General features: G+C 60.4%; 23 protein-coding genes. 15 read left to right on the top strand and 8 right to left on the bottom strand.

Going from position 1 to position 21056, the window contains the following annotated elements; all coding sequences use genetic code 11:
• Positions 1-36 precede the first annotated feature (36 nt).
• The 9 genes from PSUM_RS18735 to PSUM_RS18695 all read left to right on the top strand — a co-directional run bounded on the left by PSUM_RS18735 (position 37) and on the right by PSUM_RS18695 (position 6734).
• Positions 37-723, top strand: a complete 687-nt coding sequence (locus PSUM_RS18735) for a YggS family pyridoxal phosphate-dependent enzyme (RefSeq protein ID WP_020797375.1) — start codon at positions 37-39, stop codon at positions 721-723.
• Positions 724-745: 22 nt separating this feature from the next.
• Positions 746-1564: a pyrroline-5-carboxylate reductase gene (gene proC / locus PSUM_RS18730; protein ID WP_020797374.1), complete on the top strand. Its 819-nt coding sequence runs from the start codon at positions 746-748 to the stop codon at positions 1562-1564.
• A gap of 24 nt (positions 1565-1588) precedes the next feature.
• Positions 1589-2176, top strand: coding sequence for a YggT family protein (locus tag PSUM_RS18725; RefSeq protein WP_020797373.1), 588 nt, complete (start codon positions 1589-1591; stop codon positions 2174-2176).
• A 201-nt stretch (positions 2177-2377) separates the two neighbouring features.
• Positions 2378-3517, top strand: a complete 1140-nt coding sequence (gene metX, locus PSUM_RS18720; protein WP_020797372.1) for a homoserine O-succinyltransferase MetX — start codon at positions 2378-2380, stop codon at positions 3515-3517.
• 7 nt (positions 3518-3524) lie between these two features.
• Positions 3525-4145, top strand: a complete 621-nt coding sequence (gene metW, locus PSUM_RS18715) for a methionine biosynthesis protein MetW (RefSeq protein ID WP_008063505.1) — start codon at positions 3525-3527, stop codon at positions 4143-4145.
• A gap of 26 nt (positions 4146-4171) precedes the next feature.
• Positions 4172-4606 carry a DUF4426 domain-containing protein gene (locus tag PSUM_RS18710; RefSeq protein ID WP_033043027.1) on the top strand — a complete coding sequence of 145 codons (435 nt, stop codon included), beginning with the start codon at positions 4172-4174 and terminating at the stop codon, positions 4604-4606.
• Complete coding sequence (gene rdgB / locus PSUM_RS18705) at positions 4603-5199, top strand: RdgB/HAM1 family non-canonical purine NTP pyrophosphatase (RefSeq protein ID WP_033043028.1); 597 nt, start codon at positions 4603-4605, stop codon at positions 5197-5199. The genes PSUM_RS18710 and rdgB overlap by 4 nt, the downstream gene beginning before the upstream one ends.
• The gene (gene hemW / locus PSUM_RS18700; RefSeq protein WP_033043030.1) at positions 5196-6401 is read left to right on the top strand and encodes a radical SAM family heme chaperone HemW; all 1206 of its coding nucleotides are present in this window, start codon (positions 5196-5198) and stop codon (positions 6399-6401) included. Before rdgB ends, hemW begins: the two co-directional genes overlap by 4 nt.
• Positions 6402-6410: 9 nt before the next feature.
• Positions 6411-6734: a DUF3392 domain-containing protein gene (locus PSUM_RS18695; protein ID WP_020797368.1), complete on the top strand. Its 324-nt coding sequence runs from the start codon at positions 6411-6413 to the stop codon at positions 6732-6734.
• Between the two features lie 141 nt (positions 6735-6875).
• Here PSUM_RS18695 and trmB read toward each other — a convergent pair whose 3' ends face one another.
• The 4 genes from trmB to PSUM_RS18675 form a co-directional block, all read right to left on the bottom strand.
• The gene (gene trmB, locus PSUM_RS18690; protein ID WP_083349857.1) at positions 6876-7601 is read right to left on the bottom strand and encodes a tRNA (guanosine(46)-N7)-methyltransferase TrmB; all 726 of its coding nucleotides are present in this window, start codon (positions 7599-7601) and stop codon (positions 6876-6878) included.
• 9 nt (positions 7602-7610) lie between these two features.
• Complete coding sequence (locus PSUM_RS18685) at positions 7611-8405, bottom strand: thiazole synthase (RefSeq protein ID WP_020797366.1); 795 nt, start codon at positions 8403-8405, stop codon at positions 7611-7613.
• Between the two features lie 60 nt (positions 8406-8465).
• Complete coding sequence (thiS, locus tag PSUM_RS18680) at positions 8466-8666, bottom strand: sulfur carrier protein ThiS (protein WP_007953386.1); 201 nt, start codon at positions 8664-8666, stop codon at positions 8466-8468.
• A gap of 71 nt (positions 8667-8737) precedes the next feature.
• The gene (locus PSUM_RS18675; protein WP_020797364.1) at positions 8738-9118 is read right to left on the bottom strand and encodes a DUF423 domain-containing protein; all 381 of its coding nucleotides are present in this window, start codon (positions 9116-9118) and stop codon (positions 8738-8740) included.
• 74 nt (positions 9119-9192) lie between these two features.
• On the opposite strand from PSUM_RS18675, the gene mtgA reads away from it, so the two are divergent.
• Positions 9193-9915 carry a monofunctional biosynthetic peptidoglycan transglycosylase gene (gene mtgA / locus PSUM_RS18670; protein WP_033043036.1) on the top strand — a complete coding sequence of 241 codons (723 nt, stop codon included), beginning with the start codon at positions 9193-9195 and terminating at the stop codon, positions 9913-9915.
• 216 nt (positions 9916-10131) lie between these two features.
• Here the strand turns inward: mtgA and rpoH are convergent, their stop codons facing one another.
• The 4 genes from rpoH to ftsY form a co-directional block, all read right to left on the bottom strand.
• Positions 10132-10986 carry an RNA polymerase sigma factor RpoH gene (gene rpoH, locus PSUM_RS18665; RefSeq protein WP_008065085.1) on the bottom strand — a complete coding sequence of 285 codons (855 nt, stop codon included), beginning with the start codon at positions 10984-10986 and terminating at the stop codon, positions 10132-10134.
• Positions 10987-11098: 112 nt separating this feature from the next.
• The gene (ftsX, locus tag PSUM_RS18660) at positions 11099-12121 is read right to left on the bottom strand and encodes a permease-like cell division protein FtsX (RefSeq protein ID WP_020797361.1); all 1023 of its coding nucleotides are present in this window, start codon (positions 12119-12121) and stop codon (positions 11099-11101) included.
• Positions 12118-12789 (bottom strand): cell division ATP-binding protein FtsE, encoded by a 672-nt coding sequence (ftsE, locus tag PSUM_RS18655; RefSeq protein ID WP_008065082.1) that lies wholly within the window; start codon positions 12787-12789, stop codon positions 12118-12120. Before ftsE ends, ftsX begins: the two co-directional genes overlap by 4 nt.
• A complete protein-coding gene (gene ftsY, locus PSUM_RS18650) occupies positions 12786-14276 on the bottom strand; it encodes a signal recognition particle-docking protein FtsY (protein ID WP_033043039.1) in 1491 nt (496 codons plus the stop codon). Before ftsY ends, ftsE begins: the two co-directional genes overlap by 4 nt.
• 343 nt (positions 14277-14619) lie before the next feature.
• Between ftsY and PSUM_RS18645 the strand changes: the two genes are divergently transcribed.
• The 5 genes from PSUM_RS18645 to PSUM_RS18625 all read left to right on the top strand — a co-directional run bounded on the left by PSUM_RS18645 (position 14620) and on the right by PSUM_RS18625 (position 20985).
• Positions 14620-15975, top strand: coding sequence for a M16 family metallopeptidase (locus PSUM_RS18645; RefSeq protein WP_020797359.1), 1356 nt, complete (start codon positions 14620-14622; stop codon positions 15973-15975).
• Complete coding sequence (locus PSUM_RS18640; protein WP_020797358.1) at positions 15968-17458, top strand: M16 family metallopeptidase; 1491 nt, start codon at positions 15968-15970, stop codon at positions 17456-17458. Before PSUM_RS18645 ends, PSUM_RS18640 begins: the two co-directional genes overlap by 8 nt.
• A complete protein-coding gene (gene rsmD, locus PSUM_RS18635) occupies positions 17458-18060 on the top strand; it encodes a 16S rRNA (guanine(966)-N(2))-methyltransferase RsmD (protein ID WP_083349858.1) in 603 nt (200 codons plus the stop codon). The genes PSUM_RS18640 and rsmD overlap by 1 nt, the downstream gene beginning before the upstream one ends.
• Positions 18061-18185: 125 nt before the next feature.
• Complete coding sequence (locus PSUM_RS18630) at positions 18186-19532, top strand: M16 family metallopeptidase (RefSeq protein ID WP_033043041.1); 1347 nt, start codon at positions 18186-18188, stop codon at positions 19530-19532.
• Positions 19525-20985 (top strand): M16 family metallopeptidase, encoded by a 1461-nt coding sequence (locus tag PSUM_RS18625; protein ID WP_083349859.1) that lies wholly within the window; start codon positions 19525-19527, stop codon positions 20983-20985. The genes PSUM_RS18630 and PSUM_RS18625 overlap by 8 nt, the downstream gene beginning before the upstream one ends.
• The last annotated feature ends 71 nt before the right edge of the window (positions 20986-21056 follow it).

Here is a 21056-nt window from a genome sequence, read left to right as displayed (position 1 = left end):
GAATGCCGCCAACCTCAGACCGCTGGCGCCTCTTGAATGTCCACGATAGCAGACAACATTGAACGGGTTGGTTCACGTATTCGTGCCGCCGCCCTCGCCGCCCACCGCGATGAAAACAGCGTCCAGTTGCTGGCCGTCAGCAAGACCAAACCCGCCCAGGCGCTGCGTGAAGCCTATGCCGCGGGCCTGCGCGATTTTGGCGAGAACTACCTGCAGGAGGCATTGGGCAAGCAGGCGGAACTGACCGACCTGCCCTTGATCTGGCACTTCATCGGCCCCATTCAATCGAACAAGACTCGCGCAATCGCCGAGCACTTCGCCTGGGTGCATTCCGTGGATCGCCTGAAAATTGCGCAACGCCTGTCCGAACAACGCCCCGCCGATCTGCCGCCCTTGAACATCTGCATCCAGGTCAACGTCAGCGGTGAAGCCAGCAAGTCCGGCTGCACACCGGAGGACCTGCCGGCCTTGGCCAATGCCATCAGCGCCTTGCCGCGCCTGAAGTTGCGCGGGCTGATGGCAATTCCCGAACCGACCGAAGATCGTGCTGCCCAGGATGCCGCTTTTGCTGCCGTGCAAAGCTTGCAGGCCAGCCTGAACTTGCCACTCGACACACTTTCCATGGGGATGAGCCACGACCTTGAGTCAGCTATCGCCCAAGGTGCCACTTGGGTCCGTGTTGGTACGGCCCTGTTTGGCGCCAGAGATTACGGTCAACCTTGACCCCCTTTCATAAGGACCTGACATGAGCAAGACACGTATTGCCTTTATCGGTGCCGGCAACATGGCCGCCAGCCTGATCGGCGGCCTGCGGGCCAAAGGCCTGGAAGCGGCGCAGATCCGCGCCAGCGATCCGGGAGAAGAAACCCGAGCCCGCGTGAGCGCCGAACACGGCATCGAAGTATTCGCCGACAATGCCCAGGCCATCGAGGGCGCCGATGTGGTCGTGCTGGCGGTCAAGCCCCAGGCGATGAAGGCTGTTTGTGAAGCCCTTCGCCCAAGCCTGAAACCCGGGCAACTGGTGGTATCGATTGCCGCCGGCATCACCTGCGCCAGCATGAACAACTGGCTCGGCGCCCAGCCGATCGTGCGCTGCATGCCCAACACGCCGGCGCTGCTGCGTCAGGGCGTGAGCGGCCTGTTCGCCACCAATCAGGTGACCGCCGAACAGCGCCAGCAAGCTCAAGAGCTGCTATCGGCGGTTGGTGTTGCCCTGTGGCTGGACGAGGAACAACAGCTGGATGCGGTCACCGCCGTTTCCGGCTCGGGCCCTGCGTACTTTTTCCTGCTGATCGAAGCCATGACCGCCGCCGGCGTGAAACTCGGCCTGCCGGCAGACATCGCCGCGCAACTGACCCTGCAAACCGCCTTGGGCGCCGCCCACATGGCGGTGTCCAGCGACGTAGACGCCGCCGAGCTGCGTCGCCGCGTCACTTCGCCTGCCGGCACGACCGAAGCCGCGATCAAATCGTTCCAGGCCAATGGCTTCGAAGCACTGGTCGAAAAAGCCCTGGGCGCCGCCGCGCATCGTTCGGCCGAGATGGCTGAGCAACTCGGTCGCTAATCAGCACTTAATAAGGAATCAACAATGCTCGGACTCAATGACGCTGCCATTTTTGTGATCCAGACCTTGGGCAGCCTGTATCTTTTGATCGTGTTGCTGCGTTTCATCCTGCAATTGGTGCGGGCGAACTTCTACAACCCGCTCTGCCAATTCGCCGTCAAGGCCACGCAACCCCTGCTAAAGCCGCTGCGCCGGGTTATCCCGAGCATGTTCGGGCTGGACATGTCCTCGCTGGTGCTGGCCCTGATCGTGCAAATGGTGCTGTTCGCGGTCATCCTGCTGCTCAGTGGTTACTCGGTCGATGTACTGTTCCTGGCCCCCTGGGCGCTGATCGGCATCTTCGCGCTGTTTTTGAAGATCCTGTTCTGGGCAATGATCATCAGCGTGATTCTGTCCTGGGTCGCTCCGGGAAGCCACAATCCAGGCGCAGAACTGGTCCAGCAGATCACTGAACCGGTGCTCGCGCCGTTCCGCCGGATCATTCCGAACCTGGGCGGCCTCGACATCTCGCCGATCTTCGCCTTCATCGCACTGCAGTTGCTGCAGAGCTGGCTGATTCCGCGCCTGGCTTACTACGCGCTGATGCCAAAAGAACTGTTTGGCCTGATCTGATCCTGCTGCACGACGGTGATCGTTCCCACGCTCTGCGTGGGAATGCCTCAACGGACGCTCCGCGTCCGGCTCTGGATGTGACGCGGAGCGTCACGGGCTGCATTCCCACGCAGAGCGTGGGAACGATCATCTCGGCTAGCCGCTTGCTGCTATGGGCAGCGGTCTTTAGACTTACGCCTCATTTCAACGAGAGCAGGGTCGATGCCAGCTGCCTTTCCCCCCGATTCTGTTGGTCTGGTGACGCCGCAAGTGGCGCACTTCAGCGAACCCCTGGCGTTGGCCTGCGGCCGTTCGCTCGCGGCCTATGACCTGGTCTACGAGACCTACGGCACCCTGAACGCCACGGCGAGCAACGCCGTGCTGATTTGCCACGCCTTGTCCGGCCACCACCATGCCGCCGGCTATCACAGCCCCGACGACCGTAAACCCGGTTGGTGGGACAGCTGCATCGGCCCCGGCAAGCCCATCGACACCAACAAGTTCTTCGTGGTCAGCCTGAACAACCTCGGCGGCTGCAATGGCTCCACCGGCCCGAGCAGCATCAACCCGGAGACAGGCAAGCCGTTCGGTGCCGATTTCCCGGTGCTAACCGTTGAAGATTGGGTGCACAGCCAGGCACGCCTGGCGGACCGGCTGGGCATCGCGCAATTCGCCGCTGTGATCGGCGGCAGCCTCGGCGGCATGCAGGCGATGCAATGGAGCATCACCTACCCTGATCGCATCCGCCACTGCCTGGCCATCGCCTCGGCACCCAAGCTGTCGGCGCAAAATATCGCCTTCAACGAAGTAGCACGCCAGGCAATCCTCACCGATCCGGAGTTCCACGGCGGTTCGTTCCAGGAACGAGGCGTGATCCCCAAGCGCGGGCTGATGCTGGCGCGCATGGTTGGGCACATCACCTACCTGTCCGACGACTCCATGGGCGAGAAATTCGGGCGCGGCCTGAAAAGCGAGAAGCTCAACTACGATTTCCACAGCGTCGAGTTCCAGGTGGAAAGCTACCTGCGCTATCAGGGTGAGGAGTTTTCCGGGCGTTTCGACGCCAACACTTACCTGTTGATGACCAAGGCCCTGGACTACTTCGATCCGGCGGCCAACTTCGACGATGACCTGGCGAAAACCTTCGCCAACGCCACCGCCAAGTTCTGCGTGATGTCGTTCACCACCGACTGGCGTTTCTCCCCTGCCCGTTCGCGGGAACTGGTGGACGCACTGATGGCCGCACGCAAGGACGTCTGCTACCTGGAAATCGACGCGCCGCAAGGCCACGACGCCTTCCTGATTCCGATTCCGCGCTACTTGCAGGCGTTCGGCAATTACATGAACCGCATTACGTTGTGAGATAGCCATGAGAGCTGATCTGGAAATCATCCAGGAATGGATCCCCGCGGGCAGCCGCGTGCTCGACCTCGGTTGCGGCAACGGCGAACTGCTGACCTGGCTGCGCGACAACAAACAGGTCACCGGCTATGGCCTGGAAAACGACGCGGACAATATTGCCGAGTGCGTGGCCAAGGGCATCAACGTCATCGAGCAGGACCTGGACAAGGGCCTGGGCAACTTCGCCAGCAACAGCTTCGACATCGTGGTCATGACCCAGGCGCTGCAAGCGGTGCACTACCCGGACAAGATCCTCGACGAAATGCTGCGCGTCGGTCGCCAGTGCATCATCACGTTCCCGAATTTTGGTCACTGGCGCTGCCGCTGGTACTTGGCGAGCAAGGGCCGGATGCCGGTTTCCGAGTTCCTGCCCTACACCTGGTACAACACGCCGAACATCCACTTCTGCACCTTCGCCGACTTTGAAGCCTTGTGTCTCGAACGTGAAGCCAAGGTCATTGATCGGCTGGCAGTGGATCAACAGCATCGGCACGGGTGGGCCAGTAAGCTTTGGCCTAATCTGTTAGGTGAGATCGGTATATACCGCGTCAGCAGCCCGGGGCTTGCAGACCACAAGGTTGCAGTCTGAATCACCACATTTCGAGGAGAACGATCATGGGTCGTCTAGCGCTGCTTCTTCTTACTGCTTGCCTGAGCTTCACGGCCATGGCCGCCGATGCGATCAAAGGTGATCGCCAGGAAAAATTCGGCGACGTGACAGTGCACTACAACACCTTCAACTCCACGTTCCTGACGCCGGACATCGCCAAGGCCGCGGAGCTAACCCGTAGCAAGAACCAGGGCGTGATCAACGTTTCCGTGCTCAAGGACGGCAAGCCGCAGATGGCTCAAGTCAGCGGCACGGTCAAGGACCTGACCAGCCAAAGCGTGCCACTGAACTTCAAGCAGATTACCGAGCAAGGCGCGATCTACTACATCGCCCAATACCCGGTCCCGCAGCAGGAAACCCGCACCTTCGAGATCAAGGTGCAGACCGGTGACAAAATCAACACCATCAATTTCAACCAAGAGCTCTTCCCCGGCGAATGATCAACTTCACGCAACTCGTATTGGCCAGCCATAACGCCGGCAAACTCAAGGAACTCCAGGCCATGCTCGGCGAATCGGTGCAACTGCGCTCGATCGGCGAGTTCAGCAGCGTGGAGCCTGAAGAAACCGGTCTGTCGTTCGTCGAGAACGCCATCCTCAAGGCCCGCAATGCCGCGCGCATTTCCGGCCTGCCGGCCCTGGCGGACGATTCCGGGCTGGCGGTGGATTTCCTTGGCGGTGCGCCAGGCATCTACTCGGCGCGTTATGCCGATGGCAAGGGCGATGCGGCGAACAACGCCAAGCTGCTCGATGTGTTGAAAGACGTGCCTGAAGCTGAACGTGGCGCCCAGTTCGTCTGCGTGCTTGCGCTGGTGCGGCATGCCGACGATCCGCTGCCGATTCTCTGCGAAGGCCTGTGGCACGGACGCATCCTGACCCAGGCCAGCGGCGAACACGGTTTCGGCTACGACCCGTTGTTCTGGGTGCCGGAGCGTGATTGCTCCAGCGCCGAGCTCAGTCCGGGCGACAAGAACCAGATCAGCCACCGCGCCCGTGCAATGGATCTGCTGCGCCAGCGACTGGGCTTGAAATGACCCGTGAATCCTCCGCGTCGTCGTTGATCTTCGGCGGCGCCGCGCAATCGCCTCGGGCCGCCCTGCCTGTGCTGCCGCCCTTGGCGCTGTACATCCACATCCCGTGGTGCGTACGTAAATGCCCTTATTGCGACTTCAACTCCCACACCGCCAGCCCCGTGCTCCCGGAAGAAGAGTATGTCGACGCATTACTGGCTGACCTCGATCAGGACCTGCACGCTGTCTACGGCCGTGAGCTGAGCTCGATCTTTTTCGGTGGCGGCACGCCCAGCCTGTTCAGTGCCCAGGCCTTAGGTCGCCTGCTCAAAGGCGTGGAGCAACGCATTGCCTTTGCCAGCGACATCGAGATCACTCTGGAAGCCAATCCGGGGACCTTCGAACAAGAGAAGTTCATCGCCTACCGAGCGCTGGGCATCAATCGCCTGTCGATTGGCATCCAGAGTTTCCAGCAAGAAAAACTCAATGCCTTGGGTCGTATCCACAACGGTGATGAGGCCGTACGCGCCGCCGGCATGGCTCGTCAAGCGGGGTTCGATAACTTCAACCTTGACTTGATGCATGGCTTGCCCGATCAATCGCTGGAAGACGCCCTGAGCGACTTGCGCCAAGCCATCGCCCTGAAGCCGACCCACCTCTCCTGGTATCAGCTGACGCTGGAGCCGAACACCGTATTCTGGAACCAGCCCCCAACGCTGCCGGAAGACGACACCCTATGGGATATCCAGGAAGCCGGGCAGGCGCTGTTGGCTGAACACGGTTACGCGCAGTATGAAGTCTCGGCTTATGCCCAGCCGGGTCGCCCGGCGCGGCATAACCTCAATTACTGGAGCTTTGGCGACTTCATCGGCATAGGTGCCGGTGCCCACGGCAAGCTCAGCCATCCGGACGGACGCATTATCCGCACCTGGAAGACCCGCCTGCCGAAGGACTACCTGAACCCGAAAAAGCGCTTCCAGGCTGGCGAAAAAGCGTTGAGCAATGAAGAAATGCCGTTTGAGTTCCTGATGAACGCCCTGCGCCTGACCGCAGGTGTCGAGGCGCGGCTTTATCCGGAACGCACTGGAATGACCCTGGAAAGCCTCACCGAAAGCCGTCGCGAAGCCGAACAAAGCGGCCTGTTGCAGGTCGAACCGTCACGTCTGGCGGCTACCGAGCGCGGACAACTCTTCCTCAACGACTTGCTGCAGAAATTTCTGACATAAGGAAATCGAATGGATTTGGTACTCGACCTGCTCGCCACCGCGTCTCGCTGGAGCCGCAGCAATCTCTCGGAAATCGCCCTCGCCCTGGTAGGTTGCCTGCTGGTGCTGTTCGGTGCGGATTTCAAAGGCTGGGTCGAGCAACGCCTGGGCAGCATCGCCGGCGCCTTGCGCGTACCACTGATGTCGTTGCTGTGCATGGTGGGTAGCGGTGCGGCGCTGATCTACGCCACGCCGTGGATCGTCAAGGGCTTGAGCCAATTCAACAATTACAGCCTGGCGCCGGTGTTGCTGGTGGTGCTGGTGCTTATCGGCGTAGTCGCCGACCGCCGCTGACTCCCTGGTCATTGATCGTTCCCACGCTCTGCGTGGGAATGCCTCAACGGACGCTCCGCGTTCGGCTTTAGAGGGGACGCAGAGCGTCCCAGGCTGCATTCCCACGCAGAGCGTGGGAACGATCAGTACAGACTCAGTCGATCAGGACTGCTTTTCGAACTTCAGATCCCACACGCCATGCCCAAGACGTTCGCCACGGCGTTCGAACTTGGTGATCGGGCGCTCGGCCGGGCGTGGCACGCACTTGCCGTCTTCGGCGAGGTTGCGGTAACCCGGTGCGACGTTCATCACTTCCAGCATGTACTCGGCGTACGGTTCCCAGTCGGTGGCCATGTGCAGGATACCGCCGACCTTCAACTTGCTACGCACCAGTTCGGCGAAGGACGCCTGGACGATACGACGCTTGTGGTGACGGCTCTTGTGCCATGGGTCCGGGAAAAACAGCATCAGGCGATCAAGGCTGTTATCGGCCACGCAGCGGTTGAGCACTTCGATGGCATCGCAATCGTAGACCCGCAGGTTGGTCAAACCCTGGGTCAATACGCCATTGAGCAGCGCGCCAACACCTGGACGGTGAACCTCGACGCCGATGAAATCCTGCTCCGGCGAAGCCGCGGCCATTTCCAGCAGCGAATGTCCCATGCCGAAGCCGATCTCCAGCGAACGCGGTGCCGAGCGACCGAACACCTGGTCGAAGTCCACCGGCGCGTCGGCCAGGGGCAGCACGAACAGCGGCGCACCCTGGTCCAGGCCACGTTGCTGGCCTTCGGTCATGCGCCCGGCGCGCATCACGAAACTCTTGATGCGGCGGTGTTGGCGCTCGTCGCCTTCTTCCGTCTGGATTGGCGTGTCGTTCGATTCAGTCATCAAAGGCTCTTACTTGATCAGACCATCCAGCGGCGAAGAGGCGCTGGCATAGAGTTTTTTCGGCATGCGGCCGGCGAGGTAGGCCAGGCGGCCTGCGACGATCGCGTGTTTCATGGCTTCGGCCATCATGATCGGCTGCTGGGCGTGAGCGATGGCCGAGTTCATCAGCACCGCATCGCAGCCCAGTTCCATGGCGATAGTGGCGTCGGAAGCGGTACCGACACCGGCATCCACCAGCACCGGGATTTTTGCTTCTTCGAGGATGATCTGCAGGTTGTACGGGTTGCAGATCCCCAGGCCAGAACCGATCAGGCCGGCCAGCGGCATCACCGCGATGCAGCCGATTTCCGCCAGTTGACGGGCGATGATCGGGTCGTCGCTGGTGTAGACCATCACGTCGAAGCCTTCCTTGACCAGCGTTTCGGCGGCCTTGAGGGTTTCGATCACGTTGGGGAACAGGGTTTTCTGGTCGGCCAGCACTTCCAGCTTGACCAGATTGTGGCCGTCGAGCAGCTCACGGGCCAGACGGCAGGTGCGCACGGCTTCGATGGCATCGTAGCAACCGGCGGTGTTTGGCAGGAAGGTATAGCGATCCGGCGACAGCACTTCGAGCAGGTTCGGCTCGCCTTCAATCTGGCCCAGGTTGGTGCGGCGCACGGCGAAGGTGACGATCTCGGCACCCGAGGCCTCGATGGCCTGACGGGTTTCTTCCATGTCACGGTACTTGCCGGTACCCACCAGCAAACGCGACTGGTAAGTACGACCGGCCAGAACAAAAGGCTTGTCGCTGCGAACGATGCTCATGGGGAATCCTCTTTAAGGGTGAGGGTCTTGCAGAATTCTGTGCCCTTGCAGGCCGGGCGACTAGCCGCCGCCGATGGCGTGCACGACTTCGACATTGTCACCGTCGTTGAGCGTGGTATCGGCATGCTGGCTGCGCGGGACGATATCCAGATTGAGTTCGACCGCCACCCGGCGTCCGGTCAGGTCCAGACGGGTCAGCAGGGCCGCAACGGTTTCACCGTCGGGCAGTTCAAAGGATTCGCCGTTCAACTGAATGCGCATGTCGAATGCCGCCATCATTTTTTGGGGCTGGCATTCTAGCCCGATCATGACCTAAAGGTCAGCAACAAGCGTCAAGCGGTCAACGGCAAGCGCCAGGCGGCAAGGCCCAGGCAAAGCCAGCCGATCAGGAACGCCAGGCCACCGAACGGGGTGATGATGCCCAGCTTGCTGACTCCCGTCAGCGTCAGCACGTACAGGCTGCCGGAGAACAGCACAATACCGATGGCAAAGGATGCGCCGGCCCAGGTAACGAGGCGACCCGGAATCTGCGTAGCCAGCAACGCCACGCCCAGCAATGCCAGGGTGTGCACCAGTTGATAGGTGACGCCGGTATGGAAAATTGCCAGGTATTCGGCGCTCAGGCGGTTTTTCAGGCCGTGCGCGGCAAACGCCCCGAGACCGACACCGGTGAAGCCGAAAAAAGCGGCCAGCATCAAAAAGCCACGCAGCATGAAGAACTCCAGTCAGTCTCGATCCACAGGGTCTGTATAATGGCCCGCTCAACGGGTTCGGCCAAGCCATCTCTATGCTGCGTATCTATTTCCGTCGTTTCGCCAAGGCCGTGCTCTGGTTCATGGGTGCCAGTGTAGTGTTGGTGCTGATTTTCCGCGTGGTGCCGCCGCCCGGGACAATGCTGATGGTCGAGCGCAAGATCGAATCCTGGTTCGATGGCGAGCCCATCGACCTGCAACGTACCTGGAAACCTTGGGATGAAATCTCCGACGACCTTAAAGTCGCGGTGATTGCCGGTGAGGACCAGAAATTTCCCGAGCATTGGGGCTTTGACTTCGGCGCGATCCAGAAAGCACTGGCCCACAACGAGCTCGGCGGCACCATCCGGGGTGCCAGCACCCTGAGCCAGCAGGTGTCGAAAAACCTGTTCCTGTGGTCCGGCCGCAGTTGGCTGCGCAAAGGCCTGGAAGCCTGGTTTACCGGGTTGATCGAAGTGTTCTGGCCCAAGCAGCGGATTCTTGAGGTGTACCTCAACAGCGTCGAGTGGGATGACGGGGTGTTTGGGGCAGAGGCGGCGGCCAGACACCACTTTGGCACCAGCGCAAAAGGTCTCAGTCGCCAGCAATCGAGCTTGCTGGCGGCCGTATTACCGAATCCGCGAGTATGGAGTGCCAGCCATCCAACCGCTTACGTGGCACGGCGTGCGGGCTGGATTCGGCGGCAGATGAGTCAGTTGGGTGGAGACAGCTACCTGGTGGGGCTCAATGATTCGCGTCGGGCACCTTGGGAACAATAGACGATCACGATTTTTCCGGACACTGATGCCCCCCCACTGTGGGAGCGAGCCTGCTCGCGAAAGCGATTGATCATTCAAATTTGTGCTGGCTGACTTGACGCTTTCGCGAGCAGGCTCGCTCCCACATTGGTTTGGCAGTGCGGTAGATTCATTGGCAGCACCAACAAAAACGCCCCGATCAATGACCGGGGCGTTTTTTATTGCCTTTCGCGCGGGTTACGCGGCGATGGACAGTTTGAGCTTGTTCATCGCGCTCTTCTCGAGCTGGCGAATACGCTCGGCCGACACGTTGTACTTCTGTGCCAGGTCGTGCAGCGTGGACTTTTCTTCTGCCAGCCAGCGCTGGTAGAGGATGTCGCGGCTGCGGTCGTCCAGCACTTCCAGCGCTTCGTGCAGGTTGTGGTTGGAATTGTCGCTCCAGTCGGCATCTTCCAGCTGACGGGCCGGGTCGTACCGGTGGTCTTCCAGATAGTTGGCCGGTGACTGGAAGGCACTGTCGTCATCGGCTTCGGCCGCCGGGTCGAAGGCCATGTCGTGACCGGTCAGGCGACTTTCCATCTCGCGCACTTCCCGCGGCTCCACCCCGAGGCTTTCCGCCACACGGTGGACTTCCTCGTTGTTCAGCCACGCCAGGCGTTTTTTCTGGCTGCGCAGGTTGAAGAACAGCTTGCGCTGGGCCTTGGTGGTCGCGACTTTCACGATTCGCCAGTTACGCAGGATGAATTCGTGGATCTCCGCCTTGATCCAGTGCACGGCAAAGGACACCAGGCGCACGCCCATTTCCGGGTTGAAGCGCTTCACGGCCTTCATCAGGCCGACGTTACCTTCCTGGATCAGGTCAGCCTGGGCCAGGCCGTAGCCGGAATAGCTACGGGCGATATGTACGACAAAACGCAGGTGGGCGAGCACCATCTGCCGAGCCGCCTCAAGATCCTGCTCATAATAGAGACTCTCGGCCAGTTCACGCTCCTGCTCCGGCGTCAGCAATGGAATGCTGTTGACGGTGTGCACATAGGCCTCCAGGTTCGCACCCGGGACCAGAGCATATGCAGGCTGCAAAGAATTGGTCATACGAAAAAACCTCCCACTTACATACTCGTGCCATTGGCACTGCGAAAATTGACCGGAAACCGAAAGACAAGTTCCCTTAAAAACTGCAAGGTCAATACGCGCAAAAAAGATTCTACTTCGGCGCCAGCTCCCTGAGATGACGTGCGACTGCAATCCATGCACCGATATAACCCAACAGCACCGCGCCAAGCAAGAGAGACAGACCGTCGGCAACCGGTACGCCGGCCAGTGCGAAATCACTGCCGTACAACCCGGCCAAGCCGACTACCGCATCGTTCAGCCAGTTCAGGCCAAACGCCAATACGCCCCAGGAAAGAATCCCCGCACCGAAACCATACAGCGCTCCCATGTATAGAAAGGGTCTGCGCACATAGCTGTCAGTGCCGCCTACGAGTTTAATCACTTCTATCTCTGTGCGGCGGTTTTCAATATGAAGACGAATGGTATTGCCTATCACCAAAAGTAATGCAGAAACCAGAAGCACGGTCAGACCGAAGACAAATCGGTCGCCCAGCTTGAGGATGGCTGCCAGACGCTCGACCCAGACTAGATCAAGCTGCGCCTGTTGTACCTTCGGCAGTTCGGAAAGTTTTTGTCTTAATGCTTCAAGAGCTGGCTTGTCGACCTCGGTCGGCGTTACCAACACCACGCCAGGCAGCGGGTTTTCCGGCAGTTCCTTGAGCGCCTCGCCCAGTCCCGACTGCTGCTGGAACTCTTCCAGCGCCTGGTCCCGACCAACGTATTCGGCATCGGCCACCCCAGGGATACCCTTGATCTGTTCGCGCAGCGCCTCGCCATCCGTCGCGCTGGCCTCGAGTTGCAGGTACAGGGAGATCTGCGCCGCGCGTTGCCAGGAACCACCAAGGCGCTCAACGTTACTTAGCAAAAGTGACAGGCCCATGGGCAAACTCAAGGCAACCGCCATCACCATGCAGGTGAAAAAGCTGCCGATGGGCTGCTTGCCCAGGCGACGCAAGCTGTCGAGCAGGCTGGCGCGATGACTTTCGATCCAGGCGCGCAACAGCGTGGCGAAATCCGGACCATCATCGTCGTCGTGTTTTTTCTTCTGCGGTTGCGGGTCGGCGGCCTTGGGGGCCACGCGCTCGGAAACCTTTGGACTGCGAGTAGCGCTCATTCGCCGGCCTCCCCATCGCCGATCAATCGGCCGCGTTGCAGCGTCAGCATGCGATGGCGCATGCGCGCAATCAGGGCCAGGTCGTGGCTGGCGATCAGCACGCTGGTGCCCAGGCGGTTGATGTCTTCGAACACACCCATGATTTCCGCCGCCAGACGCGGGTCGAGGTTGCCGGTCGGTTCGTCCGCCAGCAGCAGGGCCGGGCGATGGACGATCGCACGGGCGATGCCGACGCGCTGTTGCTGACCGGTGGACAAGTCGCCGGGATACAGGTCGGTCTTGTCCGACAGCGCCACGCGTTCCAGGGCCGAGTCCACGCGCTTGGCGATTTCGGCCTTGGACAAACCGAGGATCTGCAACGGCAGCGCGACGTTATTGAACACCGTGCGATCGAATAGCAGTTGGTGGTTCTGGAACACCACGCCGATCTGCCGACGCAGGAATGGAATCTGTGCGTTGCTGATGGTGCTCAGGTCTTGCCCAGCCAGCAGCAGCTTGCCGCTGGTCGGACGCTCCATGGCCAGCAACAGTCGCAGCAAGGTGCTCTTGCCGGCACCGGAATGGCCCGTTACAAACAAAAATTCGCCCCGACGGACTCGAAAGCTCAGCTCATGCAAGCCGACGTGACCGTTCGGGTAGCGTTTACCGACCTGTTCGAAACGAATCATGAACGCTCCCGTTCGGCAAACAGTGCCTGGACAAAGGGTTCAGCTTCAAAAGTGCGCAAATCGTCGATGCCCTCACCGACGCCGATGTAGCGGATCGGCAGGCCAAACTGCTTGGCCAGGGCGAAAATCACCCCGCCCTTGGCGGTCCCGTCGAGCTTGGTCAGCGCCAGGCCGGTCAGTTCGACGGTCTGGTTGAATTGCTTGGCCTGGTTGATGGCGTTCTGCCCCGTGCCGGCATCGAGCACCAGCAACACCTCGTGCGGCGCGTCGGCATCGAGCTTGCCGATCACCCGGCGAACCTTTTTCAGCTCTTCCATCAGGTTGTCTTTGGTGTGCAGGCGACCGGCGGTGTCGGCGATCAGCACATCGATGCCACGGGCCTTGGCGGCCTGGACGGCGTCGAAGATCACCGAAGCCGAATCGGCCCCGGTGTGCTGGGCGATGACTGGAATCTTGTTGCGCTCGCCCCATACCTGCAATTGCTCGACCGCGGCAGCGCGGAAGGTGTCGCCGGCGGCCAGCATGACTTTCTTGCCCTCCAGCTGCAGTTTCTTCGCCAGCTTGCCGATCGTGGTGGTCTTACCGGCGCCGTTGACGCCCACCACCAGGATCACGAAAGGCTTGTTCTGCGAGGTGATTTTCAGCGGTTGCTCGACGGGCTTGAGCATGGCCGCCAGCTCGGCTTGCAGGGATTTGTACAGCGCATCGGCATCGGCCAGTTCCTTGCGCGCGACCTTCTGGGTCAGGCGCTGGATGATCACTGACGTAGCCTCGACACCAACGTCGGCGGTCAGCAGGCGGGTTTCGAGGTCATCGAGCAGTTCGTCATCGATGGCTTTCCTGCCCAGGAACAGGCTGGCCATGCCTTCGCCGATGCTGGCACTGGTCTTGGACAGGCCTTGCTTGAGGCGGGCGAAGAAACCGGCTTTGGTTTCTTCGGTGCGTACCGGCTCGACTGGAACTTCGATAGGGGCAGCGACAACAGGAGCAATAACAGGTGCAGGTGCAGGCTCTGGCGCCTGGACAATCGGTGCAACCGGCGGGACAAATGCAGCGACCGCGGGTGGCGGTGCAGCCTCGACGACGGGCGCAACGACCGGCTCGACCACGGGTGCCTGAACCGGCTCAGGCGCAGAAACCGCCTGCGCCGGAATCGGTGGTGTCACGTGCGGCGCCAAGTCATCTTCGACCAGCGCCACCGGCTCTTCCGCCACTGGCAAGGTCAACCAGGGCTCGGTGACCGGGGTCAGCGGCAATTCGGCGACGACTTCAGTCGCTGTTTCGACAAGCGGTTGCAGCACCGGCTCGGCGATCGGCGACACAACCGGCGCAGGTTCGGCGTTTATTACCGGCGCGGGCGTTGGCTCAGGTAGTGGTTGTGGCTGTTCGACGACGGGTTCCTGCGGCTTTTTGCGCAGCCATCCGAACAGGCTTTTCTTTTCACCAGCCGCAGCTGGGGTCTTCTTGTCGTCGTTGGAACCAAACATGGAGGACGGCTATCTCACGGTAGCGACGCGCCAACGGGCGCCCCGGCAAATGAATATTCGATGCAGAACAGACTGCGATTGACCCAGCTTGTTCATGCGCAACATTTTGTCGAGGTGCAAAAGGCACCCTGCAAAAACGATTTCACTAAGGACTGATGGCGGAAAATCGGCGAAAAAGCAGAGTTTAGTTGATAAACCACAGCTTACTGCCGCAAACCCAAACAACCTGATCAAACGTAAAGGCCTGATAGGCGTGGCCGCCAGTAAAACGGATCAGTATCCTAGCACCCTCTCGCCCGCTGAAGCTAAGAACAAGCGGGCAGCCCCAAAGGTTTAAAAACGAATGAATGCCCTAGCCCGCCGCGCTGCAGGCCTGCTGCTCAGCACACTTTGCCTGCCCCTTTCGGCCCTTGCGGCCGACCCGCAACCGACCCACGAATTCACCCTCGACAACGGCTTGAAGGTCGTCGTGCGCGAAGACCATCGCGCCCCGGTGGTGGTTTCCCAAGTCTGGTACAAGGTTGGCTCCAGCTACGAGACGCCCGGCCAGACCGGCCTGTCCCATGCCCTGGAACACATGATGTTCAAGGGCAGCGAAAAAGTCGGCCCTGGCGAAGCGTCGCTGATCCTGCGCGACCTCGGCGCCGAAGAAAACGCCTTCACCAGCGACGATTTCACGGCCTATTACCAGGTCCTGGCCCGCGACCGCCTGGGCGTAGCCTTCGAACTGGAGGCCGATCGCATGGCCAGCCTGCGCCTGCCGCCCGACGAGTTCGCTCGCGAGATCGAAGTCATCAAGGAAGAGCGACGCCTGCGCACAGACGACAAACCCATGTCCAAGGCTTACGAGCGCTTCAAGGCCATGGCATACCCGGCCAGCGGCTATCACACGCCGACCATTGGCTGGATGGCAGACCTGGACCGCATGAAAGTCGAAGAGCTGCGTCATTGGTACCAATCCTGGTACGTGCCCAACAACGCCACGCTGGTGGTGGTCGGCGACGTGACGCCGGACGAGGTCAAGACCCTGGCCCAGCGCTACTTCGGTCCGATCGCCCGGCGTGAGGTGCCGTCGGCGAAGATTCCGCTGGAACTGGCCGAGCCCGGTGAACGCAAGATCACCCTGCATGTGAAGACCCAATTGCCCAGCCTGATGCTGGCCTTCAACGTGCCAAGCATCGCCACCACTGACGACAAGCGCCTGGTCAACGCCCTGCGGCTGATCTCGGCCCTGCTCGACGGCGGCTACAGCGGACGCATTCCGACTCAATTGGAGCGTGGCGAAGAATTGGTGTCCGGCGGCTCGTCGAGTTACGACGCCTACACCCGCGGCGACAGCCTGTTTACCCTGTCGGCAACGCCCAATAGCCAGAAGAACAAGACCATCGCCCAGGCCGAAGCCGGCTTGTGGAAGCTGCTTGAACAACTGAAAACCACCGCGCCGACCGCCGAAGAACTGGAACGCGTAAGGGCGCAGGTCATCGCCGGGTTGGTCTACGAGCGCGACTCGATCACCAGCCAGGCCACCGCCATCGGCCAGCTGGAAACCGTCGGCCTGTCGTGGAAACTGATGGACACCGAACTCGCCGAACTGGAAAGCGTGACACCGCAAGATATCCAGGACGCCGCCAAGCTGTATTTCACCCGCGAACGTCTCAGCGTCGCCCATGTTCTGCCGGAGGAGACGACTCATGAGTGAGCCTAAAAAACCGCGCCTCGCCCTGCTTGGCTTGATCGCTGTCGCCCTGATCGGGTCGGCCGCGTTCTATTTTTCCAAGACCGACCCGTCCAATGCCAGCGAAGCGCTGGACAAGGCCAAGGCCAGCCAGAAGCTGCAGTCGTTGACCGAACTCAACGGCAAGGCCCCGAGCCACCGTAAGCTCGATGTGCAGACCTGGAACACTGCAGAAGGCGCCAAGGTGTTATTCGTCGAAGCCCGTGAGCTGCCGATGTTCGACATGCGCCTGATCTTTGCCGCCGGCAGCAGCCAGGACGGTGACGCTCCGGGCCTGGCGCTACTGACCAACGCCATGCTTAATGAAGGCGTGGCTGGCAAGGATGTCAGCGCCATTGCCCAGGGCTTCGAAGGCCTGGGGGCCGATTTCGGTAACGGTGCCTACAAAGACATGGCGGTTGCCTCGCTGCGTAGTCTCAGCGCCGCGGACAAACGTGAACCGGCCTTGAAGCTGTTCGCCGAAGTGGTCGGCAAACCGACCTTCCCCGCCGACTCGTTTACCCGCATCAAGAACCAGATGCTCGCCGGTTTCGAATACCAGAAACAGAACCCCGGCAAACTCGCCAGCCTCGAGTTGATGAACCGTTTGTACGGTAATCACCCCTACGCGCACGCCAGCGATGGCACGGCGCATACCGTTCCGGCCGTCACCCTTGCGCAACTGCGCGCGTTCCACCAGAAAGCCTATGCCGCAGGCAACGTGGTGATCGCGCTGGTCGGCGACCTGTCCCGCGCCGAAGCCGAAGCCATTGCCGCGCAGGTATCGGCCGCCCTGCCCAAAGGTCCGGCCCTGCCGAAGATCGAGCAACCCGCCGAACCCAAGGCCAGCATCGGCCATATCGAGTTCCCGTCCAAGCAAACCAACCTGATGCTCGCGCAACTGGGCATCGACCGCGACGATCCGGATTACGCGGCACTGTCCATGGGCAACCAGATCCTCGGTGGTGGCGGTTTTGGTACTCGACTGATGAGCGAAGTGCGCGAAAAGCGTGGCCTGGCGTATGGTGTGTACTCAGGTTTCAGCCCGATGCAGGCACGTGGCCCGTTCATGATCAACCTGCAGACCCGCGCCGAAATGAGCGAAGGCACCCTGAAACTGGTGCAGGATGTACTCGCCGACTACCTCAAGACCGGCCCGACCGAAAAAGAGCTCGACGACGCCAAGCGCGAACTGGCTGGCAGCTTCCCGCTGTCCACCGCCAGCAACGCCGATATCGTCGGCCAGTTGGGCGCGATTGGCTTCTATGGCTTGCCACTCAGTCATCTGGAAGACTTCATGCAGCAGTCGCAGAACCTGACCGTCGAGCAGGTCAAGACAGCAATGAACAAACACCTGAGTACGGACAAGCTGGTCATCGTCAGCGCTGGCCCAACCGTGCCGCAAAAGCCGTTGCCGGCCCCTACTGATAAACCCGCCGAGCAACCGCTCGGGGTTCCGGAGCATTAATGGCCACTTCTCGCCCGAAAAAACCTGTCCACAACGTGCATAACGGTGTGAACCAGCTGCGCATCATCGGCGGCGAATGGCGCAGCCGCAAACTGAGCTTCCCCGACGCTCCAGGCCTGCGCCCGACGCCGGACCGGGTGCGTGAAACCCTGTTCAACTGGCTCGCACCCTACGTCCCGGGCGCCAAGGTGCTCGATCCGTTCACCGGCAGCGGCGCGCTGTTTCTCGAAGCATTGTCCCGTGGCGCAGCCATGGGCCAGGCACTGGATGCCAGCAGCCTTGCGGTGTCCAGCCTCAAGGAGCACCTGGGCACGCTGCGTTGCACCACCGGCCAGGTCCAGACCGCCGATGCCCTGCGTTATCTGGAAATCCAGCCAGCGATTGCCTACGACCTGGTGTTCCTTGACCCGCCGTTCAACCAGAACTTGCTGCCCGCCGTTTGCACGCTGCTAGAAGAGCGCCAGTGGCTGGCCGAAGATGCCTGGGTGTACACCGAAAGCGAAAGCGCACCCTCGACCCTCGGCCTGCCTGAGAACTGGCGCCTGCACCGGGAGCAGAAGTCCGGACGTGTCTACTACTCGTTGTGGCAACGCAGCGCCTGAATCCCTGTGACATGACCGCCCCGCAATTACCCTGAATACGCGCTACATAGTTACCGCCAGACGACCCTCCAGATAATCCACAGTGGTTTGTGCAAATACCTGCAAACCACTGAGGATGTACACGGATGAACATCTCCTGCAGCACATGTCTGTTGCTCTTTATCGGGTGGCTGCCGCTCTTGGCTGTCGCCGCATCACCCCCTTTGACTCAAGCTTTCACCCTGGACAATGGACTTAAGGTTGTCGTGCGTGAAGATCATCGATCTGCAGCCGTCACCGCCCAACTCTGGCTGAAAGTCGGTTCAAGCTACGAAACGCCTGGCCAGTCCGGCCTGTCCCACGCCCTCGAGCACATGGTCTACAAAGGCAGCAGCAAAGCCTGCGCCGGAGAGTTTCCCGCAATACTGGAGAAACTCGGGGCCAACGAAAACGCATTTACCGGTAAGGACTACACCGTCTATTACCAGACACTTGCCCCCGGCAGGCTGGCTGTTGCGTTCGAAATCATGGCCGACCTGATGAGTACGGCCAGGTTGCGTGAGCAAGATTTCACCACGGAGCTGGACGTTATAAAGCAGGAGCGTCGCAATAGTATCGACGACCATGTTTCAGCCCTGAGCCTCGAACGCCTGGAAAGCCTCGCCTACCTGAGCAGCGCCTATCGCACCCCGGTCATAGGCTGGATGCACGACCTGCAGCGGCTGGAGGCCCTTCAACTGCAGCAGTGGTACCAGGCCTGGTACGCACCCAACAATGCGACGCTGGTGGTCGTTGGCAATGTCACCCCTGACGGGGTCAAGGCGTTGGCACAGAAATACTTCGATCACCTGGATCGACGCACGACGCCGGTTGCCGTCGTACCTGTCGAATTGTCCACACCCGGCGAAAGGTCGTTGACCCTGTACGCCCCGATATCGGCTCCGCAGCTCATCATGAGTTTCAACATTCCTGGCCTGGCCACTGCGCAAGAGCGCGGGACCGCTCATGCCCTGCGCCTGCTCGAAATCCTGTTGGCAGGTTCCAACAGTGCACGAATCAAACAGCAACTGCAGTTTGGCGAAGCGATATTTTCCGAGGTCCAGTCAGGGTACGACGCCTTCACTCGCGGCGATTCGTTGCTGACCATCAGCACTCAACTCAACCTCGACAAGGTCACGAGTCCAGACCAGGCACTTGCGCGCCTGTGGCAAACGATTGATGAACTGAAAGGCAAGGCACCGGAAAAGGCCGAACTGGATCGGGCCAAAACCATCCTGATCGCCAACACGGTTTATGCACAAGATGATCTGGAAGGCCAAGCCAGTACACTCGGCCTGCTGGAAAGCATTGGCCTCGACTGGCAGTTGGCGGATCAGGACACGGATGAGCTGAACAAGATCACTCCCCTGGATATTCAAAACGCTGCAATCACTTACCTGACACGCGAACGGATGAGCATCGCCCGGATCCTGCCGGAGAAGAACAATGGATAAGTTCACACCCTTCATGAAAGGCATATGGCTAATACTGTCTGGCGTGCTGATGAGCGGGCAGGCGCTTACGGCTGTTGCCACCACAATGACCGCACCACAAAAAGTCATGTTGCAATCACTGAATGAGCCTCAGGCCCAATCGGTTGCGCGGTCGCTACCGATCAAGGGATACAAGACCCTTTCCGGAACCAAGGTCCTGTTCATTCGCACCCCCGGCCTGCCCATGTTCGACGTGCATGTCAGCTTTGCCGCCGGCAGCGCTCACACCCCCCATCAACCTGGCCTGGCAGCCCTGACCTACAGCCTTTTGAATGAAGGCGTGGATGGCAAGGACCTCAATGCCATTCTGGAAAGCTTCGACCAACTGGGAGCCAGACTGGGCATGGGTATCACTCAGGATCGGGCCAACTTTTCCTTGCGCAGCTTGAGCGATGAAGCCCAACGTGTTCCTGCCTTGGCGCTGTTTGCCCAGATGCTTGGCAAACCTTCATTGCCGGAACAGTCCCTGCCTGTGGCGAAGTCCCAGCTACTGCACTTCCTCGACACTGAGGACCAGTTCCATGCCTACCAGGCCAATAAAGCCCTACAGGGATTGCTGTCCCCCGGACACGGTTATGTACAGTCCGTGTATGGGACCAGGGACGGTCTTGCCGCCATCACCCACAATCAGGTCCAGGACTTCCACCGCCACGGGTACGCAGCAGGCAACGCGATGATAACGCTGGTCGGCGACCTTACGGAGGACGAAGCCCAGCGCATTGGCGCACAGATTTCCAGTGCATTACCCCTGGGACCCACCGTTGCCACGATAAAAGCCCCGGACAGTCCCGCCTCTCCAGGTTTTCTGCAGCTGCAAAGGCCAACGAACCAGGCTTACGTGCGCCTTGCCCAGCCAGGCGTCCTGCGCGCCAGTCCAGACTATGTTGCATTGCAGATGGCGAGCCAGATTTTCACAAATCGGCTGATGCATGAACTTCGTGAGCTTCGTGGTCTCACTTATGACGTTCAAGCCGGGCTTTCTACCCTTCAGGCGCAAGGCATCATGACAATCGAGCTGCAGACCAGACCGGAAGTCGCCGATGGGGTAATGACAAAAATCAAGGAGATGTCTCGTGACTTCCTGATCCACGGCCCCACCCAGGAAGAACTCGATGACACCAAAACGCGACTGGCCGGCAGCGCGCCATTGAACAGCACCACCAATACACAGATCGTGGGGCAGCTGCGCGACATCGCTGTCAACGACTTACCATTGAGCCTCGACTTTTCCACTGAAAAAGCCTTGGCATTGGACCTCGCATCGGTCAAGAACGCACTTATCCGACATCTCGACAGCGAGCAATGGAGCACAGTCATCCTGGGGCCCAAGGCCGACCAGCAACCGCTACCAGCCCCTATGGAAAGTGCGGCCGATGGCATCTGTCGCGAAACCGACGAGATTGTGGCAAGTTAGATTTCCCATGACGACGCGGTCGCGGCGCAAGCCGGCCGCGTCATTGTGCGGTTTCACGAAGACCTTTAACG

Origin of the sequence: Pseudomonas umsongensis (assembly GCF_002236105.1) — a bacterium.
Lineage (GTDB): Bacteria > Pseudomonadota > Gammaproteobacteria > Pseudomonadales > Pseudomonadaceae > Aquipseudomonas > Aquipseudomonas umsongensis.
Note: the sequence above shows the minus strand (reverse complement) of the source record. Positions and strands in the feature narration are given on the sequence as shown.

Excerpts from the sequence above, each read along its gene's own strand:
- PSUM_RS18735 (WP_020797375.1), top strand. The coding sequence starts at position 37 with ATGTCCACGATAGCAGACAACATTGAACGGGTTGGTTCACGTATTCGT.
- proC (WP_020797374.1), top strand. The coding sequence starts at position 746 with ATGAGCAAGACACGTATTGCCTTTATCGGTGCCGGCAACATGGCCGCC.
- PSUM_RS18725 (WP_020797373.1), top strand. The coding sequence starts at position 1,589 with ATGCTCGGACTCAATGACGCTGCCATTTTTGTGATCCAGACCTTGGGC.
- metX (WP_020797372.1), top strand. The coding sequence starts at position 2,378 with ATGCCAGCTGCCTTTCCCCCCGATTCTGTTGGTCTGGTGACGCCGCAA.
- metW (WP_008063505.1), top strand. The coding sequence starts at position 3,525 with ATGAGAGCTGATCTGGAAATCATCCAGGAATGGATCCCCGCGGGCAGC.
- PSUM_RS18710 (WP_033043027.1), top strand. The coding sequence starts at position 4,172 with ATGGGTCGTCTAGCGCTGCTTCTTCTTACTGCTTGCCTGAGCTTCACG.
- rdgB (WP_033043028.1), top strand. The coding sequence starts at position 4,603 with ATGATCAACTTCACGCAACTCGTATTGGCCAGCCATAACGCCGGCAAA.
- hemW (WP_033043030.1), top strand. The coding sequence starts at position 5,196 with ATGACCCGTGAATCCTCCGCGTCGTCGTTGATCTTCGGCGGCGCCGCG.
- PSUM_RS18695 (WP_020797368.1), top strand. The coding sequence starts at position 6,411 with ATGGATTTGGTACTCGACCTGCTCGCCACCGCGTCTCGCTGGAGCCGC.
- trmB (WP_083349857.1), bottom strand. The coding sequence starts at position 7,601 with ATGACTGAATCGAACGACACGCCAATCCAGACGGAAGAAGGCGACGAG.
- PSUM_RS18685 (WP_020797366.1), bottom strand. The coding sequence starts at position 8,405 with ATGAGCATCGTTCGCAGCGACAAGCCTTTTGTTCTGGCCGGTCGTACT.
- thiS (WP_007953386.1), bottom strand. The coding sequence starts at position 8,666 with ATGCGCATTCAGTTGAACGGCGAATCCTTTGAACTGCCCGACGGTGAA.
- PSUM_RS18675 (WP_020797364.1), bottom strand. The coding sequence starts at position 9,118 with ATGCTGCGTGGCTTTTTGATGCTGGCCGCTTTTTTCGGCTTCACCGGT.
- mtgA (WP_033043036.1), top strand. The coding sequence starts at position 9,193 with ATGCTGCGTATCTATTTCCGTCGTTTCGCCAAGGCCGTGCTCTGGTTC.
- rpoH (WP_008065085.1), bottom strand. The coding sequence starts at position 10,986 with ATGACCAATTCTTTGCAGCCTGCATATGCTCTGGTCCCGGGTGCGAAC.
- ftsX (WP_020797361.1), bottom strand. The coding sequence starts at position 12,121 with ATGAGCGCTACTCGCAGTCCAAAGGTTTCCGAGCGCGTGGCCCCCAAG.
- ftsE (WP_008065082.1), bottom strand. The coding sequence starts at position 12,789 with ATGATTCGTTTCGAACAGGTCGGTAAACGCTACCCGAACGGTCACGTC.
- ftsY (WP_033043039.1), bottom strand. The coding sequence starts at position 14,276 with ATGTTTGGTTCCAACGACGACAAGAAGACCCCAGCTGCGGCTGGTGAA.
- PSUM_RS18645 (WP_020797359.1), top strand. The coding sequence starts at position 14,620 with ATGAATGCCCTAGCCCGCCGCGCTGCAGGCCTGCTGCTCAGCACACTT.
- PSUM_RS18640 (WP_020797358.1), top strand. The coding sequence starts at position 15,968 with ATGAGTGAGCCTAAAAAACCGCGCCTCGCCCTGCTTGGCTTGATCGCT.
- rsmD (WP_083349858.1), top strand. The coding sequence starts at position 17,458 with ATGGCCACTTCTCGCCCGAAAAAACCTGTCCACAACGTGCATAACGGT.
- PSUM_RS18630 (WP_033043041.1), top strand. The coding sequence starts at position 18,186 with ATGAACATCTCCTGCAGCACATGTCTGTTGCTCTTTATCGGGTGGCTG.
- PSUM_RS18625 (WP_083349859.1), top strand. The coding sequence starts at position 19,525 with ATGGATAAGTTCACACCCTTCATGAAAGGCATATGGCTAATACTGTCT.